The 14396-nt window shown below is 62.3% G+C and carries 32 protein-coding genes; 16 read left to right on the top strand and 16 right to left on the bottom strand.

The window, feature by feature from the left end:
- The first annotated feature begins 21 nt into the window (after positions 1-21).
- Positions 22-1044, top strand: coding sequence for a rod shape-determining protein (mreB, locus tag ACXIQ9_RS02905; protein WP_296421545.1), 1023 nt, complete (start codon positions 22-24; stop codon positions 1042-1044).
- A gap of 58 nt (positions 1045-1102) precedes the next feature.
- On the opposite strand, the gene ACXIQ9_RS02900 is transcribed toward mreB, so the two are convergent.
- Together ACXIQ9_RS02900 and ACXIQ9_RS02895 are read right to left on the bottom strand one after the other, a co-directional pair.
- Positions 1103-1273: a hypothetical protein gene (locus ACXIQ9_RS02900; protein ID WP_156797859.1), complete on the bottom strand. Its 171-nt coding sequence runs from the start codon at positions 1271-1273 to the stop codon at positions 1103-1105.
- Positions 1274-1318: 45 nt separating this feature from the next.
- Complete coding sequence (locus ACXIQ9_RS02895; protein ID WP_010316068.1) at positions 1319-1498, bottom strand: hypothetical protein; 180 nt, start codon at positions 1496-1498, stop codon at positions 1319-1321.
- Positions 1499-1611: 113 nt separating this feature from the next.
- On the opposite strand from ACXIQ9_RS02895, the gene ACXIQ9_RS02890 reads away from it, so the two are divergent.
- A complete protein-coding gene (locus ACXIQ9_RS02890; protein ID WP_010316070.1) occupies positions 1612-1935 on the top strand; it encodes a hypothetical protein in 324 nt (107 codons plus the stop codon).
- A 12-nt stretch (positions 1936-1947) separates the two neighbouring features.
- On the opposite strand, the gene ACXIQ9_RS02885 is transcribed toward ACXIQ9_RS02890, so the two are convergent.
- Genes ACXIQ9_RS02885 through ACXIQ9_RS02875 form a run of 3 tightly spaced genes read right to left on the bottom strand, consistent with a single transcriptional unit; the run spans position 1948 to position 2673 of the window.
- Positions 1948-2145, bottom strand: a complete 198-nt coding sequence (locus ACXIQ9_RS02885; RefSeq protein WP_156797860.1) for a hypothetical protein — start codon at positions 2143-2145, stop codon at positions 1948-1950.
- Positions 2146-2201: 56 nt separating this feature from the next.
- On the bottom strand, positions 2202-2417 hold the full coding sequence (locus ACXIQ9_RS02880; RefSeq protein WP_010316074.1) for a chlorophyll a/b-binding protein: 216 nt from the start codon (positions 2415-2417) through the stop codon (positions 2202-2204).
- Positions 2418-2436: 19 nt separating this feature from the next.
- Complete coding sequence (locus ACXIQ9_RS02875; RefSeq protein ID WP_010316075.1) at positions 2437-2673, bottom strand: chlorophyll a/b-binding protein; 237 nt, start codon at positions 2671-2673, stop codon at positions 2437-2439.
- Positions 2674-2969: 296 nt separating this feature from the next.
- Between ACXIQ9_RS02875 and ACXIQ9_RS02870 the strand changes: the two genes are divergently transcribed.
- From ACXIQ9_RS02870 to ACXIQ9_RS02855, 4 genes are all read left to right on the top strand, one after another.
- Positions 2970-3371: a YccF domain-containing protein gene (locus tag ACXIQ9_RS02870; RefSeq protein WP_459015506.1), complete on the top strand. Its 402-nt coding sequence runs from the start codon at positions 2970-2972 to the stop codon at positions 3369-3371.
- A gap of 219 nt (positions 3372-3590) precedes the next feature.
- Positions 3591-3827 (top strand): hypothetical protein, encoded by a 237-nt coding sequence (locus ACXIQ9_RS02865; protein ID WP_459015504.1) that lies wholly within the window; start codon positions 3591-3593, stop codon positions 3825-3827.
- A gap of 93 nt (positions 3828-3920) precedes the next feature.
- Positions 3921-4331: a cupin domain-containing protein gene (locus ACXIQ9_RS02860; RefSeq protein ID WP_459015502.1), complete on the top strand. Its 411-nt coding sequence runs from the start codon at positions 3921-3923 to the stop codon at positions 4329-4331.
- Positions 4332-4572: 241 nt separating this feature from the next.
- Complete coding sequence (locus ACXIQ9_RS02855) at positions 4573-4719, top strand: hypothetical protein (protein WP_198001916.1); 147 nt, start codon at positions 4573-4575, stop codon at positions 4717-4719.
- Between the two features lie 136 nt (positions 4720-4855).
- On the opposite strand, the gene ACXIQ9_RS02850 is transcribed toward ACXIQ9_RS02855, so the two are convergent.
- Complete coding sequence (locus tag ACXIQ9_RS02850) at positions 4856-5767, bottom strand: bestrophin family protein (RefSeq protein ID WP_459015499.1); 912 nt, start codon at positions 5765-5767, stop codon at positions 4856-4858.
- Between the two features lie 53 nt (positions 5768-5820).
- Here ACXIQ9_RS02850 and ACXIQ9_RS02845 point away from each other — a divergent pair, with 53 nt between their 5' ends.
- The 4 genes from ACXIQ9_RS02845 (at position 5821) to ACXIQ9_RS02830 (ending at position 6651) form a co-directional block, all read left to right on the top strand.
- Complete coding sequence (locus ACXIQ9_RS02845; protein WP_010316090.1) at positions 5821-5982, top strand: hypothetical protein; 162 nt, start codon at positions 5821-5823, stop codon at positions 5980-5982.
- Positions 5983-6057: 75 nt separating this feature from the next.
- Entirely contained in the window at positions 6058-6228 is a 171-nt protein-coding gene (locus tag ACXIQ9_RS02840; protein ID WP_424163180.1) for a hypothetical protein, read from the top strand.
- Positions 6229-6259: 31 nt separating this feature from the next.
- Positions 6260-6487: a DUF3104 domain-containing protein gene (locus tag ACXIQ9_RS02835; RefSeq protein WP_043705725.1), complete on the top strand. Its 228-nt coding sequence runs from the start codon at positions 6260-6262 to the stop codon at positions 6485-6487.
- Positions 6472-6651, top strand: a complete 180-nt coding sequence (locus ACXIQ9_RS02830; RefSeq protein WP_296416514.1) for a hypothetical protein — start codon at positions 6472-6474, stop codon at positions 6649-6651. Before ACXIQ9_RS02835 ends, ACXIQ9_RS02830 begins: the two co-directional genes overlap by 16 nt.
- Before the next feature lie 8 nt (positions 6652-6659).
- Here ACXIQ9_RS02830 and ACXIQ9_RS02825 read toward each other — a convergent pair whose 3' ends face one another.
- The 5 genes from ACXIQ9_RS02825 to ACXIQ9_RS02805 form a co-directional block, all read right to left on the bottom strand.
- Positions 6660-6794 carry a hypothetical protein gene (locus ACXIQ9_RS02825; protein WP_010316098.1) on the bottom strand — a complete coding sequence of 45 codons (135 nt, stop codon included), beginning with the start codon at positions 6792-6794 and terminating at the stop codon, positions 6660-6662.
- 68 nt (positions 6795-6862) lie between these two features.
- A complete protein-coding gene (locus tag ACXIQ9_RS02820; RefSeq protein WP_424163181.1) occupies positions 6863-7066 on the bottom strand; it encodes a hypothetical protein in 204 nt (67 codons plus the stop codon).
- A gap of 203 nt (positions 7067-7269) precedes the next feature.
- On the bottom strand, positions 7270-7512 hold the full coding sequence (locus ACXIQ9_RS02815) for a hypothetical protein (protein WP_424163207.1): 243 nt from the start codon (positions 7510-7512) through the stop codon (positions 7270-7272).
- A 45-nt stretch (positions 7513-7557) separates the two neighbouring features.
- Positions 7558-9285, bottom strand: a complete 1728-nt coding sequence (locus ACXIQ9_RS02810) for a SulP family inorganic anion transporter (RefSeq protein WP_459015495.1) — start codon at positions 9283-9285, stop codon at positions 7558-7560.
- A 418-nt stretch (positions 9286-9703) separates the two neighbouring features.
- On the bottom strand, positions 9704-9979 hold the full coding sequence (locus ACXIQ9_RS02805) for a hypothetical protein (RefSeq protein ID WP_424163185.1): 276 nt from the start codon (positions 9977-9979) through the stop codon (positions 9704-9706).
- A gap of 56 nt (positions 9980-10035) precedes the next feature.
- Between ACXIQ9_RS02805 and ACXIQ9_RS02800 the strand changes: the two genes are divergently transcribed.
- Positions 10036-10212: a hypothetical protein gene (locus tag ACXIQ9_RS02800; RefSeq protein WP_296419264.1), complete on the top strand. Its 177-nt coding sequence runs from the start codon at positions 10036-10038 to the stop codon at positions 10210-10212.
- Positions 10213-10214: 2 nt separating this feature from the next.
- On the opposite strand, the gene ACXIQ9_RS02795 is transcribed toward ACXIQ9_RS02800, so the two are convergent.
- The 3 genes from ACXIQ9_RS02795 to ACXIQ9_RS02785 all read right to left on the bottom strand — a co-directional run bounded on the left by ACXIQ9_RS02795 (position 10215) and on the right by ACXIQ9_RS02785 (position 11159).
- On the bottom strand, positions 10215-10487 hold the full coding sequence (locus ACXIQ9_RS02795; protein ID WP_010316110.1) for a hypothetical protein: 273 nt from the start codon (positions 10485-10487) through the stop codon (positions 10215-10217).
- Positions 10488-10626: 139 nt separating this feature from the next.
- Entirely contained in the window at positions 10627-10848 is a 222-nt protein-coding gene (locus ACXIQ9_RS02790) for a hypothetical protein (RefSeq protein ID WP_247477635.1), read from the bottom strand.
- A gap of 80 nt (positions 10849-10928) precedes the next feature.
- Complete coding sequence (locus ACXIQ9_RS02785) at positions 10929-11159, bottom strand: galactose oxidase (RefSeq protein ID WP_459015492.1); 231 nt, start codon at positions 11157-11159, stop codon at positions 10929-10931.
- A 110-nt stretch (positions 11160-11269) separates the two neighbouring features.
- Here ACXIQ9_RS02785 and ACXIQ9_RS02780 point away from each other — a divergent pair, with 110 nt between their 5' ends.
- Positions 11270-11800: an ester cyclase gene (locus ACXIQ9_RS02780; protein ID WP_424163192.1), complete on the top strand. Its 531-nt coding sequence runs from the start codon at positions 11270-11272 to the stop codon at positions 11798-11800.
- A 202-nt stretch (positions 11801-12002) separates the two neighbouring features.
- Here the strand turns inward: ACXIQ9_RS02780 and ACXIQ9_RS02775 are convergent, their stop codons facing one another.
- Positions 12003-12344: a hypothetical protein gene (locus ACXIQ9_RS02775; protein WP_296416501.1), complete on the bottom strand. Its 342-nt coding sequence runs from the start codon at positions 12342-12344 to the stop codon at positions 12003-12005.
- A gap of 161 nt (positions 12345-12505) precedes the next feature.
- On the opposite strand from ACXIQ9_RS02775, the gene ACXIQ9_RS02770 reads away from it, so the two are divergent.
- The 4 genes from ACXIQ9_RS02770 (at position 12506) to ACXIQ9_RS02755 (ending at position 14145) form a co-directional block, all read left to right on the top strand.
- Entirely contained in the window at positions 12506-12904 is a 399-nt protein-coding gene (locus tag ACXIQ9_RS02770; RefSeq protein ID WP_247477641.1) for an NRDE family protein, read from the top strand.
- A gap of 39 nt (positions 12905-12943) precedes the next feature.
- Positions 12944-13168 (top strand): hypothetical protein, encoded by a 225-nt coding sequence (locus ACXIQ9_RS02765; protein WP_459015489.1) that lies wholly within the window; start codon positions 12944-12946, stop codon positions 13166-13168.
- Positions 13169-13596: 428 nt separating this feature from the next.
- Positions 13597-13812: a hypothetical protein gene (locus ACXIQ9_RS02760; RefSeq protein WP_459015487.1), complete on the top strand. Its 216-nt coding sequence runs from the start codon at positions 13597-13599 to the stop codon at positions 13810-13812.
- 69 nt (positions 13813-13881) lie between these two features.
- Complete coding sequence (locus tag ACXIQ9_RS02755; RefSeq protein WP_459015485.1) at positions 13882-14145, top strand: DUF3764 family protein; 264 nt, start codon at positions 13882-13884, stop codon at positions 14143-14145.
- A gap of 54 nt (positions 14146-14199) precedes the next feature.
- Here the strand turns inward: ACXIQ9_RS02755 and ACXIQ9_RS02750 are convergent, their stop codons facing one another.
- Positions 14200-14379 (bottom strand): hypothetical protein, encoded by a 180-nt coding sequence (locus ACXIQ9_RS02750; RefSeq protein WP_459015483.1) that lies wholly within the window; start codon positions 14377-14379, stop codon positions 14200-14202.
- Between the last annotated feature and the right edge of the window lie 17 nt (positions 14380-14396).

Raw genomic sequence — 14396 nt, 5'->3', positions numbered from 1 at the left:
GGTTGATCAGCAAAAAACACCATGTTCTGGCCTTTCCGGACTAGCTCCTCCATCGGTGTCGATCTGGGGACGGCGAACACCCTGATGTACGTATCAGGCAAAGGTATCGTCCTCGACGAGCCCTCAGTTGTCGCTCTTGATTTAGAACGCGGCATCCCACTGGAGGTGGGAGAAGGCGCGAAACGCATGATCGGTAAAACACCTAAAGCGATCCAGGCGATTCGTCCCCTGCGCGATGGCGTGATTGCTGATTACGCCGCCGCCGAGCTCATGATCCAAACCTTCATGCGCCGCGGCAATGCCGGTAAGTCCACCGCCCCTCGCATGGTGGTTGGCATCCCCAGCAGCATCACCGACGTGGAGCGCCGGGCTGTCCGTGAAGCTGGCATCACCGGCTCCAAAGAGGTCTATCTGATCGATGAGACCGTGGCCGCCGCCATCGGCGCTGGCCTGCCGATCACCGAGCCTGTCGGCAGCATGATCGTTGACATCGGTGGTGGCACAACCGACGTGGCTGTTCTGAGCCTCGGCTCACCCGTGTCGAGCGAGTCCATTCGGATTGCCGGTGATGAAATCACCGAGAGCATTGCGGACTACCTCAAAAAGACCTATGGCCTGGTGATCGGTGAATCCACCGCTGAGAAGGTCAAGATCAGCATCGGCTCGGCCCATTCCAATGCCCGCAACGATGAGCGGCATATGGAGGTGAGCGGCTTCAACAACCGCACCGGACTTCCCGAGAGCATCACCGTCACCGCCGGTGAAATTCGTGAGGCGATCCAACAACCTCTTGGTGCCATCGTCGACTCGATTAAGCGCGTCCTGGAGAGCACTCCCCCTGAGCTCGCCGCTGACGTTCACGCCCGCGGAATCGTGCTCGCCGGTGGTGGTGCCTTGATCCCGGGGATCAGTGACTTGATTACTGAATCCACGGGCATCTTCACCATCGTTGCCGATGATCCGCTCCACTGTGTCGTCAATGGCTGCGGTCATGTTCTTGAGGATTGGCAGAACCTCAAGCGCTGCACCAGCGCTGACGCCTAGGTCCGCTCTCCGGCCTTAAAACACTGGCCCCCGGATCACCCGGGGGCTTTTTTGTGTCCTAGCTGGCCTGGGTGAGGGCCAGGAGTGCCAGCACCTTGTCTTCCAGTTGGTTGATTCGTCTCCACTGCGCGGTGCCCATCGTGCTGGGGGCCAGTTCAGCGCGCAGGTCCTCCAATAGGCCCAGGGTCTCTCGGGCGGTGCTCTGGAGTGACGCCGTCTTGATCTTCATCAAGGATCCGCAGTCGAGCCCATCAAACAAGCCCCTTCGTTGGCGTCAAGGGCTGTTCTCTTCATGCCAATAGAGCAGGGAGTTGGCTCGGTGCAAACCAGTGACGGTCTGGCAGAGGCCTGAGGCCCAGCAGACCCGGTAGTCGCCATCACGCAGGGCTTCGATGCTGGAGCCCTTGGGGGTGATCACCAGCACCCGGTCTGGATTGATTGCGCAATGCTCCATCGCCTCCTCGTCTGCCGATCAGTCATGGCTCAGCTGCCTGGGGATTGGCAAGCCTGGGCCTGGCCTGAATTTTCCGCCTGCGCGAGGTATTTAGACAGTGTTAGGGCTGGTTCATGGACCAGATCCAACGACCAGAATTCGAGACTGTCCTCACGACGCTGCACCAGAGTTTCTCCGGTGATCGGGGTGTGGGACGGGCCTTTTGGGAGAAGGGGCTGATCGAGCGCGTGGAGTCCCATGCGCTCACGCCCCATCGCCTCAAGGAGGCCTGCGGATTGGTGCGCTCCTACGAATGGGCCGAGCACTACGTCCTGGAGGCCCCTGATCTCCATGAGGCCTGGAGCCGTTCTTTGGAGGTGCTGACCGCCACCAACAACCTGCTGGCCTGGGCCTCGGAGTTGGGGTTGATCTATTCGCGCTCCACCAGCGCGGATTGACACTCCTCGGGGCTAGAGCGTCGAGCGCCACTCGTTGAGCAGCTGGTAGCGCCACTCCGGCCTGATCAGCTCGCTGCGGAAGACCGCGAACTGGTGTTGGGGGTAGTCCGCTTCGGCGAGCGACTTTGCCTGCTGCCGGTTCTCTGCGACCACGTGGAAGCGGCCATAGTCAGCCGGCCCGGAGTGAAAGACCTCAAAAATGTGATTCATCGCGTCCATGGCCTCTGCCTCCGGCCTAGCAACGCGATGCCCTTGTCGTCAGCGCCTCAGCTCAGATACCAGCGCACCAGCGCCAAGACCTGGCCGGCTGGCCCAAAGCCCGTGAGCCATTCGCCAACCAGGGCCGCGGCAAAGCCGACCATGGCGACCCGGCCGTTGAGTTGCTCGACGGCCTTCAGAGCGGAGACGTCCCAGGGTCTCTGGGAGGTCATGCTCTTGCCGAAGGACTCGACCGGTTCGTAGCGGAACTCCTGTTTGTTCATCGCGAGCACCTGGGCCGGATCAGAAACAGAAGGGAAGGTACTGGGTGTGGCAGGCGGCGTAGCCGTCAATCAGGGGACCCAGGCCGATCTGGTGGGCGATGCCCTGGCCGGTGAGGCCCTCGGTGATGATCCCGATCACGATGCCGAGCATCGCCATCCGACCGTTGAAGCGCTCGACCTGCTTGAGCTGCTGCGCATGAATCAGCTCTTCAGCGCGGTTCTGGCACCACTGGTCTGTGACTTGGTTGTTGTTCATGACTGTTGGGGTTCGGATTTGAGTAGGGATGCGGCGATCCAGCCGGCGAAGAGAAGAACTGCGGTCAGGGCCATCGTTTATTTGCGGGTGGGGCCCAGGTCGCTGGGGCGAGAGAGCACATACACCACCCCTGCGGTCAGGAGCGCACCCACGACAACCATCGCTGTGATGGCCATCCCGTAATCGGCTTCCATGGTGGTGTTGCGAAACGTAAAGCAAATGTAACTCTCTGTAACGTGCTTTGGCAAGTCCTCCGCGCCGGCTCGACAGTCCCGTTAACGCGACCCGCGGCTTCCTTGTTCCGTTTCCTGTTCAACCTGCTCTGGTTTGTCCTTGGCGGACTGGTCATGGGCCTGGGCTGGTGGTTTGCAGGCCTGCTCTGTGCCATCAGCGTGGTGGGCCTGCCCTGGGCTCGCTCCTGCTTCGTGATCGGCAACTTCTCCTTTTGGCCTTTCGGTCAGGAGGCCATTTCGCGCAAGACCCTCACGGGCCGCCGCGATTGGGGTACGGGTCCCCTGGGGACCCTGGGGAACGTGATTTGGTTTCTCGTGGCCGGTTGGTGGCTGGCGATCGGTCACCTGGCCTCAGCCCTGGCCTGCTTCCTCACGGTTGTGGGAATTCCCTTTGGCCTGCAGCACATCAAGTTGGCGCTGATCGCCTTGGCTCCCGTCGGCATGACGGTCGTTCCGAAGCGTTGAGCTGGGCTCATCCAGAAGCGAGGCCTTGAGCAGTCCGGCGATGCCCCAGATCAGTTCCAGCGGATCGGTGAGCAGCAGCACAACGGCAGGGCCTGGTCTCCTTCCCTAGCGACGCGGCTGGATCAGCGGATCGAGACGCAGGGTTCTGTTTAGCTTTTGCGCAGGTGTGTGTTGCGAGCCGTCGCTCTGGCTAGGACGAGGGTCCACCTCCCACTTGCCATGCTTCGGCGCTACCAGGTCTGGAGTTGCAGTTCCTCCACTCCGGGTGCGCGCTCAGTGCAGGCGGAGAACCGTGAGCAGGCCATTGCCCTGGCGCGGCGCTTCAATCCAACGGGCCCCCTGGTGGCCATCGACGCGGAGTTGATGGAGCTAGCGCACCCGATCGCTGGTGAAGGCGGCCACCATCCACGCCAGCAGGCTGAGCACCGCGGCACCAAAGGCGAGGAAGGCCAATAGGACGTGTTCCATCGCTCCCTTTTAGGACGCTTGCCTGTGAATCGCTGCTCATGGCTAACGCCTCTGGCCCTCATTTGTCTCTGCGGCGTAGTGGTGCCAGAGGCCTGGGCCCATGACGACCACGGAGCCGCTGGCCTCGGTGTCGAGGTCAGGGAACTCGCGAACTCCAGCAAGGAGTGGGATGGCCGGATCCTTCCGCCCTATCCATCCGGTCAGCCCCAGGTCAAGGTCCTGCGGATCACGATCCCTGCGGGGGTTCGTCTTCCCTTGCATTGGCATCCGGTGATTAATGCCGCGGTGATTCTCAAGGGCGCCCTCTCCCTGGAGTTGGCGGATGGCTCCAGGCGGACCTTTGGCGAGGGCGAGGCCTTGGTGGAGGTGGTCAATACCGTCCACACCGGACAGGCCCTGGGCGATGACCCCGTGGAGCTGGTCGTCTTCTATGCGGGAGTGCAGGGTTCCCCTACGACGGTCCTGACCACAACGGCCCAGCCCCCGCGTTAGCGCCGGAGCGGCTGGCGGCCTGATGCCACATCAGCAAGGTCGCGAATTCGCGGTTCGCCCGTTCGCTATCGCTGGCGCACTGCTGGCGTAGCCAGGCGCAGCGAGCCAGGTGCGCGAGGTCGGAGGCCGGGAGGCTGATGGGGATGCCCTGCGAACCTGCTCAGCCTGCCAGGTCTGACGGGGCGAGGCGTCGTCGTCTGGCGTTTTGACCAGGCAGGATGCAGCAGTTGCGCTGAAGCCGGTGAAAGAGATCAGTTTTTGGGAATGGCTCCTGCGCCTCTCCGGCAAGGTCGCGGCTGTCTCCGGTGTGATCGGCCTGTTGGTCTGGCTCACCTGGGTGATGCTCGACGTGAAGAACATGCAGTCGGGCTTCACCCTTCCCACCTAAGAGGGTGCTGACGGCGCAGGGTGTCTTCCTCCGCGTGCGCCGTGGCGCTCCGCCAGCTCCTTGATCGTGGCCTTGCTCGTCAGAAGGGCAGCGTGTTGATTGCTACAGCGGACCTTTAAAAAAGCTGAGGTTTGCCCTAGGACCAGCGGCTGGGGTCCCGGTTGATGGGTAGCCGCCCCAAGGGAGAGGTCGGCAGGAGGTCGGCGCTGATGGTGCTGCAGATCGCATCCATCGGCACGCAAAAGCTGCTGCCGTCTTGATCAAAGGGCCCCTCGACGTAGGCGCCGATTCGCTCAGCGGTGATGAAGCCCAGAAAGAGCACCGCGCCGGTCCAGGCGGAGTCGCGGCTGGCAAAGCTGGCGAAGAGGGCGTAGCCATAGAGCCAGCAGATCAGGCGGATGAAGACGTCGTAGGTCGGCGGTAGCGGAGTGTTCCGAATGCGCTGCAGTCCGCCCAGGGAATTGATGAAGGCGGTGCTGCAGCGCAGCAGGGCATCGCGTCCCCAGTCGTTGATGGCGCCTTGGCTGTAGAGCGATCCGATGAGCTGCGCCCTGTGCTGCAGGCTGCGCTGCAGGCTGGTGTCCGCGGGGAGTCCCAGGCTGCGGCTGAGGGCATCCACCAGGGTGCGGGCATCGCTGCGCCAGATCCCACGCAGCTCAAAATTCAGCACCCAGCACTGCAGCACCTGCAGCGCCACCAGTTGCTGCTGTTGCTGGCGGAAGGCTTCCTGGCTGCCGATCAGGGTCTGCAGGGTGTCGCGCCATTGCCGCGCTTCGTTGGTGATCGATCCCCAGAGCACCCGGGCCTCCCACCAACGGTTGATCGCCTGGGTATTGCGAAAGCCCACGAAGATCGAGACCGCGATCCCCAGCATGGAGAGGCCCGAGCCATCAATGATCGAGAGGTCCCGGACCTGGGGATCGGCCTTGATGGCCAGGGCTAGCCCGCAGAGCACCAGCATCAGCAGCAGGTCCAGGCGCATCCGCAGCAGCAGTTCCCACAGCACCCAGGGGATGTTGCGGCGAGCCATCTTGGGCGGCTGACTCACGGGGACTCGGAGGGCTGCTTCGATCATCATTCCCCTCCCCTCCACCGTCGACCATGGCCGATTGGACGCCCACCCCTGAGCAGCGCGATGGCGTGATCGCACGCACGTTGGAGTTCTTCCGCGATGAATGCGATGAGCTGCAGCAGGAGCTGGGTTGTCCGGAGGCTTTCATCGCTGAGTTGCTCACGGCCTTGGCCCAGACCTACGTCCGCTGAACTGCCCCCATCTGGGGGTAGGCCGACCGGTGGATGCTCCCTGAGAGTGATTCCATCAGGAAGCGGGAGGTCGCGATGGCAGCCCTTAAGAACGGTGGAGCGGCCCGTGATTGTCTGGGGTCCACCTGCATGAAGTGGACCGCCAGCGGCGAGCTCTCCGAGTTGGACCTCCATCGGGTGATGGAGCGCTTGGCCCGCGTGGACCACAACCTGGCCGAGGTCGACACCAAAGCCCAAGCGGGCTAGAACGCCTGTACTAGTTCGCTTGGGGTGGCTGATGCCCGCTTTTCTCTCGGTGCGTCTTGGTGATGTGGTGCTGGTGGAGCCCCCTGAGCAGGACTGGTGGGTCGGTCAGGTGATTCACCGCGAAGGCGGGGCCAGGGACAATGGCAATAGCTTTTTTCAGATCGCCTGCGTGGACACGGGGGTGATCCGAACGGTGAATCCCAACAGCGTCACTGGCGTTGTGAAGCCTTCTTCCCCCAGCGCATGCTCAGCGGCTTGATCCTGGTCCCGGTCCTGTTTGCCTTTTTTGGCTTGTCGGAGGACGACACCGAACAGTTGTTTGGCAAGTCAGGTGAGGCGCCGCCGCCAGCCCATGAACGCTGTCTCAAGGCCCGTGATTACAAGGGCTGCATGGAGTACCAGCGGCGCCAGGTCGAGGACTAGCTGTCCCCTCAGCTGGCTAGATGGGTGGCGAAATCGATCGCGATCCAGGCGGCGCTCAGGGCAATCAGCAGCGGCAGAACACCTTTGACGGTCTCAAGGACCTCCTGGCGCAGCTGGTCTTGTTGCTCGGGGGAGCGGGTCATTGCGGCCTGGGCGAGTGAACTTCTCCAGGGCTAAAAGTTCAAGGCTGCAATGGCATGAGCGCATTCACCTAGGCGAAGGCAAACCAGTCCAGGCGTTGGCCTTGGCCATCGGCCTGGATCTCGAGGAGCTCAAGGCCTTTGACGGTTCCGTCCTGCCGGTACCAGGGGTCTTGGCAGAGGCTGCTAAAGGCCTGACGGGCGGCATCGAGGGATGGGAAGTCGCCAACCGGGGTGCTGCCCCAGGCGTCGTGGGTCTTGATCCGGTAGGGCATGGATGGCGGCCATCGCTGCGCACCAGTGTCCGGCACGCGCTTCAACAACAAACCCCCCAGCGTTCGGCGGGAGCGCTGGAGGGTTGTTGTTGGGGGCCTCAAGGGGGGCGGCCCCCGTTCGGATAGCGGGTTGGTACTCGACCGCTTCCACAACCGTTATGGCTTCGTGCCTGAGCCTTGGTCCATAGGCACATTCACGGGTTCTAGAAGATGCCGAGGGTCTTCTTCTTGCAGTAGCCCGCTCCGATGTTCATCCAGCCGGAGCGGCAGGGTTGTCCGTTGGTGGGAGCGACCTCGTAGTAGATGGGCGAGACGCAATGGCTCCCCAGGTCGTTGACATACCCGAGCGGGCACTGGTCCTGACCTGCGGCCTTGGGGATTCGCTTCTGGGCCCAGCTGGGGCTTGCGGCGGCGAGGGTCAGAAGCAGCAGACTGCCGCTGCTCAGGCTGAGGATGGTGCGCGTCAAGGGCCCAGGTCCACTGAAGTCAAGCTAGGGAGCCTGTCCCGATTCGGCTGCAAGCTGATGGGCGCGGGCGTTGAGCAGGGCCTCCTGGCGGTTGAGGCAGAGCTCGACGCCGATGAAACGGGTGATGGCGAGCCGCCTGAGCCGTTCTCGGTAGCGCTCCTGGGGAACGGCGATGATCACCCGTCGTCCCTGGCGCGTGGCGTCGCGGCAGACCGCATCAATGGCCAGGGAGGCCGTGACCCCCAGGTGGGAAACCGCTGTTAGATCCAGGATCAAGGTGGCGTAGGCGGAGCTCTCCTGGAGGAGTTGGGTTAGATAGCGGCTCGCGCCAAAACTCAGTGGTCCGGCAAGGCTTAACAGCGCCACCTCACTCCCGGCCTCCCTCAGCAGGACTTGCTCCTCGGCGTTGAGCCTGACGGGGGACGGGTCGTCAGGGTCTCCATCGCCGCCGGTGATGCGCCGGCTGGCTTTTTGGAGGGCATCGGCCTGGTCCTTGATGGTGATCACATTGGCGAGGGAGACCCCAATGACGACGGCGGTGACCAGGTCCCAAAAGACCGTGAGTAACAGAACGAGCCACATCAGGCCCGTGGCTTTCCAGGACAGGCGAGGGGCGCGCTTGAGGAAGCTCCAGTCGACGATCTCCAGGCCGACATGCAGCAGGATCCCCCCGAGGACGGCCAGGGGAATCTCAGAGGCGAAGGAGCCTGCCCCCAGGGTGACGATCAGTAGGGCGAGTGAGTGCACCATCCCTGAGAGGGGAGTGCGTCCGCCCGCTTGCACGTTGGTGACGGTGCGCATCGTGGCGCCCGCTCCAGGCAGACCCCCGACCAGGGCGGCAGCCATGTTGCCGATCCCCTGGCCAATGAGTTCACGGTCCGAGCGGTGCTGGGTGCGGGTGATGTTGTCGGCCACCAAGGAGGTCAGCAGCGAGTCGATCGAGCCCAGGACGGCGAGGGTGATGGCATAACCGCCCAACAGGCGGAGGTCGTCGAAGCGCAGCTGCGGCCAGCGCAGGGTAGGAAGCCCTTGGGGGATGGCACCCAAGCGGGGGATGGAGTCCTCGGGCAACAGGGTGCTGAGCGCTGAGATCAGCACCAAGGCCACCAGCGGGGCGGGAAGCCAGCGGTTCCAGCGCCGGGGGTAGGAGCGGATCAGGGCAAAGGTCAGGGCTCCGATCAGCAGGGCCAAGCCGTTGAGATTCGGCAGCTGAGCGGGTAAGGCCGCCAGGATCTGGGGGATGGTGCCTTTGAGGCTGAGGCCCAGCAGGATCGGCAGCTGCAGCACCACGACAATCACGCCGATCCCCGACATAAAGCCGGAGATCACCGAGTAGGGCATCTGAACGATGTACTGCCCCAGGCGGAAGACCCCGAAGAGCACCTGCAGGGCGCCCGCCAACAGGGCCACGGTGAAGGCCACGGCCAGCCCCGCCTCTGCTCCATAGCGACCGATCAGCGCCGTGATCACCGCCGCCATGATCACGGTCATCGGACCGGTGGGCCCGGAGACCTGGGAGGGCGTGCCCCCAAGGGGCGCGGCGATGAAGCCCAGAGCGATGGCGCCCCAGAGGCCGGCGATGGCTCCGGCTCCGGAGGTCAGGCCAAAGGCCATGGCCAGTGGCAGGGCCACCACGGCGGTTGTGATGCCGCCGGTGAGGTCCCCGCGCCAGTTCTTCAGCCAGGGTTGGCTCCAGGTGCGACTGAGCCGCCAGATCTTCGCCTCGGGGGGCTCGCGGAATGGAGAGCGCATGCTGCCGCCGTCAGCTCTCCCCAGGATGCCGGCGATGGCAAGGCTGGGGGGTGGGGGCCAGGATCAGCAAAGAGAGGCCCCCGAGTTGGAGCGCGGTCGCGGGGCGATCGTCTCCTGCACTGTTATGACGCCCTGGCATCGACTCCCGTCATGAGTGCAAATGCTCAGTCATGACGAAATTCAGTCGCCAGTGCTGGAGGGCCGCGGCGGCATGGGACGTTTGCGAATCGTCAGCGGACGATTGCCGAATTGCCGTCTGGCCAAGTTGAAGGCATGACCTTCGCTAAAGGCAATGAGGTGGAGTTCTGAATCCCCATCGGGGAAATGAACCGTGAGATCAAAACAGGGCAAAACAGGCGCCGATCAGCCACATCTCCATGTCGTAGCCATGCTGCGCTCTGTCGTCAGCTACAGCGCTTCACTCAGGCACTTCGCTGTCCTTGTGATGGCGGGGTTGATAGCCCTGGGCTTCTGCTAAAAATCGCAGCCAGACCTGGCTTTTGCGATCAGGCATCCCTGCTGCACCGATCAGGCCCAGGGGGCCAAAGAGCAGGCCTGCCCAAAACCAACGGGCCCATCGACGCGCCTTGGCGCGCGCGATCGAAGCCGAGATGAAGCCACAGGGGAGGCAGACCATCAACAGGCCAATGACGTAGCCCATCGCCGCATGCAGGTACTGCTCTTCTCTTAGCAAGCTTGAACGCCCAGGGCGAGTCTCTGCGGTTGGATGGTCAAAGCACTCGGGGCGTCATGCCGGCACTGCAGAGCGGATGGATTGAGCTCGCTGTGTTGGCCCTGCTGTTTCTGGGTCTGCAGGTCTGGTGGCTCACGGCACTCGCCCGTCGGCGAGCCCTGGCCAAGCCCCTGAGCGAGGCGGAGTTCCGTCAGGTTCTCGAGCGCATCTGGATCTCGAGATCCCGCTCCTGAGCTCAGGACTGAGTGGGTTGGATGGCACAGGTCAGGGCGCAGGCGTGCTGCTCCTCGACCATGCGCCTGAGTTCGTGATCCCGCAGCAGCAGCATCAGCCGCGTTCCGCCCATCCCTCCTATCGCCGTGCCTGTTTGCTCGCTCACCCACTGCCCAGCCGATTGCAGGTCCGGGAAGAGTGCGGGACAGAGGCGCACCAGGCGGCCAGCGAGTCCGGTGCTCACCCAGCGTTCATGGGCTGAGCGTTTGACCTGCTCCTGGATGTTCTCGGTCATGGTCATCAGGAGCCGGAGGAGACAAGGATTGGACACTCACCTCTTCCTTCTGGACTAATCGAGTTCAGCCCCTTGCGGCGTAGGGATTAATACCCGTTCCTTCCGTTTTTCTTCCAAATTGCGCGGATTTGGGCTTTGCTCAGGGCTTTGGTGGTCTGGAGCCTGCGTGATTGGGGAAGGGGTGGGTGCTGCTGTGGTCGCCGCCCTCTCCGTAATGCTCGAGGTAGGAAAGTCCCATCGTGCGCAGCATCATTCCGCAGGCGTGATGGTCGGCGCCGTATTGCTGCCGCCAGCGTTCGACCAGCTCGATGACGTCTTGATAGCCGCTGTTGAGGAAGTCCTCGGTTGGTTCCCAGGGCACGGTTGAGGGGCTTTGGTACGCGAGCTGTCCGCAGCTTCTCAGTATTTGGCTGAGGCGTCCTGTCTTGTTATGAGCTGTGGTCAGGCTGCCTCGGGGCACCAGCCCACCTGAAGCTCTCGCCGGGTGAGCCAATGGCGGCAGTTCTTCGTGAGGTGTTCGCCTTGGCCGAGCTGCTTGGACTGGAGCTTGCAGCCCAGCAGGGTGCGGCAGTGGGCGTCGGTCCCGTAGGTGAAGTGCTGGCAGGTGATGCAGACGCGGCCTGAGCGTGAGGCCCGCAGCAGCCTGGCTTTCATGAACTCCCACTCATCCATGCGTTCTGCTCAGGTACGCCTGTACTACTACTGACTTGGTGTCATTGCAAGGGGCAGGGCTTGTTCGTGCCGAATGCGCTGCTGACAATGGAGGCCTTCGCGGCTTTCCGATGACGGCAGATGGCTTGGCTCAGGCCATTGACGCGATTTTTGAACGTCACATGCAGGCCGAGTTAGCGGGAGATCTGGATGGCACCTTGGCGACGATGAGCGCCAATCCCCATCTGGTGAACATCCCCACGATGGTGGGTGGTTCGGGGCCGCAAGGGGTCCGCCGTTTTTATGCCAATCGCCTGGTCGGTCAGTTTTTCCCGCCCGATGTGACCTTTGCGCCCATTTCGCGCACCCATTCGGCGGAGCGGCTGGTGGATGAATTGGTGATCCGCTTCACCCATACCCATCCCATGGATTGGATGCTGCCGGGGGTCGAGCCCACAGGGCGGCGTGTGGAAGTGGCCTTTGTGGTGATTGTTGGGATCGAGGGAGATCGGGTGAGCTATGAGCACATCTACTGGGATCAGGCCACGGTGCTGGTGCAGTTGGGCTTGCTGAACCCTGAGGGGCTGCCTGTTGTGGGACAAGGCGGCGTCGCCAAGCTCCTGGATCCATCGCTCCCGGATCCTTTCTTCCAGGAAGGCTGAGCCCAGAGATGTGGGATTGCTGATCTCAGCAGTGACGGCAACAGTTGTTGGTTGGGGTTGGTGTGACAGTCGTCTCAGTTGGTGTTGTCACCATGCTCCGAATGTTGACGTTGGTCGCCACCCTCTTGGTGCTGAAAACTGCGACGGAGATCTGGCTGGCTGAATCTCTGCTCAGCTCACGTCCTTCGCAGCGTTCCTTGGCTTAGTTCGGGGCCAGGGCCTGAAATAACTCCCTGATGGAGTCAAGGTCGAGGTCGGTGTTGATCAGGACCGAGCTCTCAAAGTCTTCCTGAAAATCACTGAGGCTCTGCAGGATGTCCTGGCTGGTTCCTTGTCCAGGCATCGGAGCGGTGGACTGACCTTGCTCATCCCGCGAGAAAATGCGCCAGAACGCCAGCACACACTGCTGACCGGGAGAGAGAGGCGTCTCGCCCAGGGACCAGGGGTGGTCTGAGGCCACGCGTTTGATCTGCTCCCAGCTGCTGTGGCTGCTGAGTTGTGCGTCAACGCCGGAGAGCGCCTCGAGAAACTCCTCTTCCGACATGGCTCCAGCCAGGGTGTGGGGCGCGTTGCACCGCACCCCTGATGAGGACGGTCCGTGACGTCGAGCCGTCTCCAAGGCAGTCATGGCCCAGCCGCTGGCTCGATTGCAAGGGCCGATTGGATCGAGCGCCAAACTCTTGGGGACGCAAACGAGATCTGCAGTTGGCGCCTTACTCGGGGACCCGTGTTCAGGAAACGCCTGAGGGCTTGAGTTATCGCATCGTCTACCAGCGACGCGGTGGTCTACCGATTGATTGGTTGGATACCGATGGCGACCCCCTGGAAGGCACCGATCGCCTTCGGGCCCAAGAGGACTCGGCCCGGTTCTTGGCTCAGAAACGCAATCCCTTCAGCCGTTTTCTGCGGGGCTTCATTGCGGTCCTTGTGGTGGTGTTCAGCTTCAGCCCAGGCGCATCGCCTTGGATGCTGAGCATTGGACTGTTGATCTACCTCGAGATTGCGATCCGATCCAAGCAGCGGGTTGGCCTCTACCAAGGCATCGCTCGACAGATCGAACAGAGACTCTTCGCGATCGATCAGGCTAGTCAGTCGGAGCCCTGAGGGAGCCCCCGTAGCCTCTCCGCAGCGCGATCGGGATCCATGGGTTTGCAGCTGCACTCCGAAGCCTTCCTGCACGAGGACGGGGTGACCTACTGCATTAAGCGTGCGTCGCTGGACCAGGACTTCACCATCTATGAGCAGCGCGATGGTGAGTGGGTCGACAGCGGCCTGGACCGGGCGGTGAAGGAGCTGAACTTTGCCGAGTTCAAGCGCCTGGGGTTGCTGATCAAACGAATCATGGATCAGGACCGCTGGATCACCTGATCTCCCATAGGAGGAGGCCGCCCCTCCCAGATGGAAGAGACGGCCTAGTTCGCTCGTTCATGCATGGAATGACCCGTTTCGTGGATGACGAAAGAGTGGGTCGGAGCTGCTGAGGGAGGTCACCTGGGGCCAGGTGTCCAGGTGTGGAGCAGTTGTGACTCCTTGGGGCACCTGTGGCGGTGCAGATGGAGTGCCGACAGCTCAAACGCACACGTTTGTTTGATCTGACGGCCCGCTCACGGTTTGAGAAGACTGTTGGAGCAGGCGCCTTCAGTCAGCTCGCTCCTGACGTCTGGTTGGGTGGAGTGTCGACCATTTGAGGCGTCTCCGATCTCGATGGGCCTAGCTTCAGTCGGATTCGAGGGGAAGACAATCGGACTTAATGCCCATTGCCCTGCAGGCCTAATCGCCCGAAAGTGATGGGTTGCTTGCCGAAGCGATCGCGCCAGCGGCGTCAGTTGCCTCGGCTCTCCCTGCTGGCTTGGCTTGGTCACTGGTGTTTGCGCCTGCTCAAGATCGCTCTGGTGGGCCTGACCACCTGCTGTTTGGGTTGGGTTTGGCTAGCGATGTTTGTCTATTACGAGCGGTTCAAGCGGCGTCGGTTGGCGGGTTCAGGCCCCATCACCGCTAGGCCATTGGTTTGAGATGTCCTGTTGTGTTCAACACGCCCTAGTCCTGACAACCGTGATTGACTCGACGAAACACACCTGAGCATGCTCGAAACTCACGTTCTCACCTTCTCGATCAGCAAGTCCTTCGAGGAGTGGGTTGAGACCTATGACTCTTCCACCGCGATGCAGGAGGCGGCTGGAATCAAGAGCTTGTTTCGCGGCTTGAGTAAGGACGACCCGACGAAGGTCTGCGCCGTCATGCAGGCGCAAAGCGGTGTCATGGAGCAATTCATCGCAGGCAATGCCGAGATGATTGCTTCCTCCGGGCACATTCTTGAGAGCACCGTCAGTCAGGTCTTCCTCTAGATCCCCGCTTCGTTGTCTCATCGCAGCTTGGGCTGCTGCGTTGCGGGTTGAGCCTTAGTGGTGCCAGGCGACGGGGTTGCGGCACTCCTGATCTTTCAGCGTTTCGTAGGCCGTCCAGAGTCCTTCGACTTCGGCACACTTCAGGTTGCGATCGCAGACGCGATAGCGACCGTTGCCGACCGCATCAATCGTGGAGCCGCGGGAGGTGCGGCATATCCGCTTGGGTTCTGCCATGGATGGAAGGCATGAAG

The organism is Synechococcus sp. LTW-G, from assembly GCF_054459035.1.
This window is presented reverse-complemented; position numbering and strand designations above follow the sequence as displayed.

Coding starts and splice junctions, on each gene's coding strand:
- ACXIQ9_RS02785 (WP_459015492.1), bottom strand. CDS start 11,159: ATGGATGAGTGGGAGTTCATGAAAGCCAGGCTGCTGCGGGCCTCACGC.
- ACXIQ9_RS02880 (WP_010316074.1), bottom strand. CDS start 2,417: ATGAACAAACAGGAGTTCCGCTACGAACCGGTCGAGTCCTTCGGCAAG.
- ACXIQ9_RS02845 (WP_010316090.1), top strand. CDS start 5,821: ATGGCCGATTGGACGCCCACCCCTGAGCAGCGCGATGGCGTGATCGCA.
- ACXIQ9_RS02885 (WP_156797860.1), bottom strand. CDS start 2,145: ATGAATCACATTTTTGAGGTCTTTCACTCCGGGCCGGCTGACTATGGC.
- ACXIQ9_RS02800 (WP_296419264.1), top strand. CDS start 10,036: ATGCCGGCACTGCAGAGCGGATGGATTGAGCTCGCTGTGTTGGCCCTG.
- ACXIQ9_RS02795 (WP_010316110.1), bottom strand. CDS start 10,487: ATGACCGAGAACATCCAGGAGCAGGTCAAACGCTCAGCCCATGAACGC.
- ACXIQ9_RS02835 (WP_043705725.1), top strand. CDS start 6,260: ATGCCCGCTTTTCTCTCGGTGCGTCTTGGTGATGTGGTGCTGGTGGAG.
- ACXIQ9_RS02765 (WP_459015489.1), top strand. CDS start 12,944: ATGGGTTTGCAGCTGCACTCCGAAGCCTTCCTGCACGAGGACGGGGTG.
- ACXIQ9_RS02900 (WP_156797859.1), bottom strand. CDS start 1,273: ATGAAGATCAAGACGGCGTCACTCCAGAGCACCGCCCGAGAGACCCTG.
- ACXIQ9_RS02780 (WP_424163192.1), top strand. CDS start 11,270: ATGACGGCAGATGGCTTGGCTCAGGCCATTGACGCGATTTTTGAACGT.
- ACXIQ9_RS02755 (WP_459015485.1), top strand. CDS start 13,882: ATGCTCGAAACTCACGTTCTCACCTTCTCGATCAGCAAGTCCTTCGAG.
- mreB (WP_296421545.1), top strand. CDS start 22: ATGTTCTGGCCTTTCCGGACTAGCTCCTCCATCGGTGTCGATCTGGGG.
- ACXIQ9_RS02825 (WP_010316098.1), bottom strand. CDS start 6,794: ATGACCCGCTCCCCCGAGCAACAAGACCAGCTGCGCCAGGAGGTCCTT.
- ACXIQ9_RS02810 (WP_459015495.1), bottom strand. CDS start 9,285: ATGCGCTCTCCATTCCGCGAGCCCCCCGAGGCGAAGATCTGGCGGCTC.
- ACXIQ9_RS02775 (WP_296416501.1), bottom strand. CDS start 12,344: ATGTCGGAAGAGGAGTTTCTCGAGGCGCTCTCCGGCGTTGACGCACAA.
- ACXIQ9_RS02875 (WP_010316075.1), bottom strand. CDS start 2,673: ATGAACAACAACCAAGTCACAGACCAGTGGTGCCAGAACCGCGCTGAA.
- ACXIQ9_RS02820 (WP_424163181.1), bottom strand. CDS start 7,066: ATGCCCTACCGGATCAAGACCCACGACGCCTGGGGCAGCACCCCGGTT.
- ACXIQ9_RS02895 (WP_010316068.1), bottom strand. CDS start 1,498: ATGGAGCATTGCGCAATCAATCCAGACCGGGTGCTGGTGATCACCCCC.
- ACXIQ9_RS02830 (WP_296416514.1), top strand. CDS start 6,472: ATGCTCAGCGGCTTGATCCTGGTCCCGGTCCTGTTTGCCTTTTTTGGC.
- ACXIQ9_RS02865 (WP_459015504.1), top strand. CDS start 3,591: ATGCTTCGGCGCTACCAGGTCTGGAGTTGCAGTTCCTCCACTCCGGGT.
- ACXIQ9_RS02750 (WP_459015483.1), bottom strand. CDS start 14,379: ATGGCAGAACCCAAGCGGATATGCCGCACCTCCCGCGGCTCCACGATT.
- ACXIQ9_RS02840 (WP_424163180.1), top strand. CDS start 6,058: ATGGCAGCCCTTAAGAACGGTGGAGCGGCCCGTGATTGTCTGGGGTCC.
- ACXIQ9_RS02890 (WP_010316070.1), top strand. CDS start 1,612: ATGGACCAGATCCAACGACCAGAATTCGAGACTGTCCTCACGACGCTG.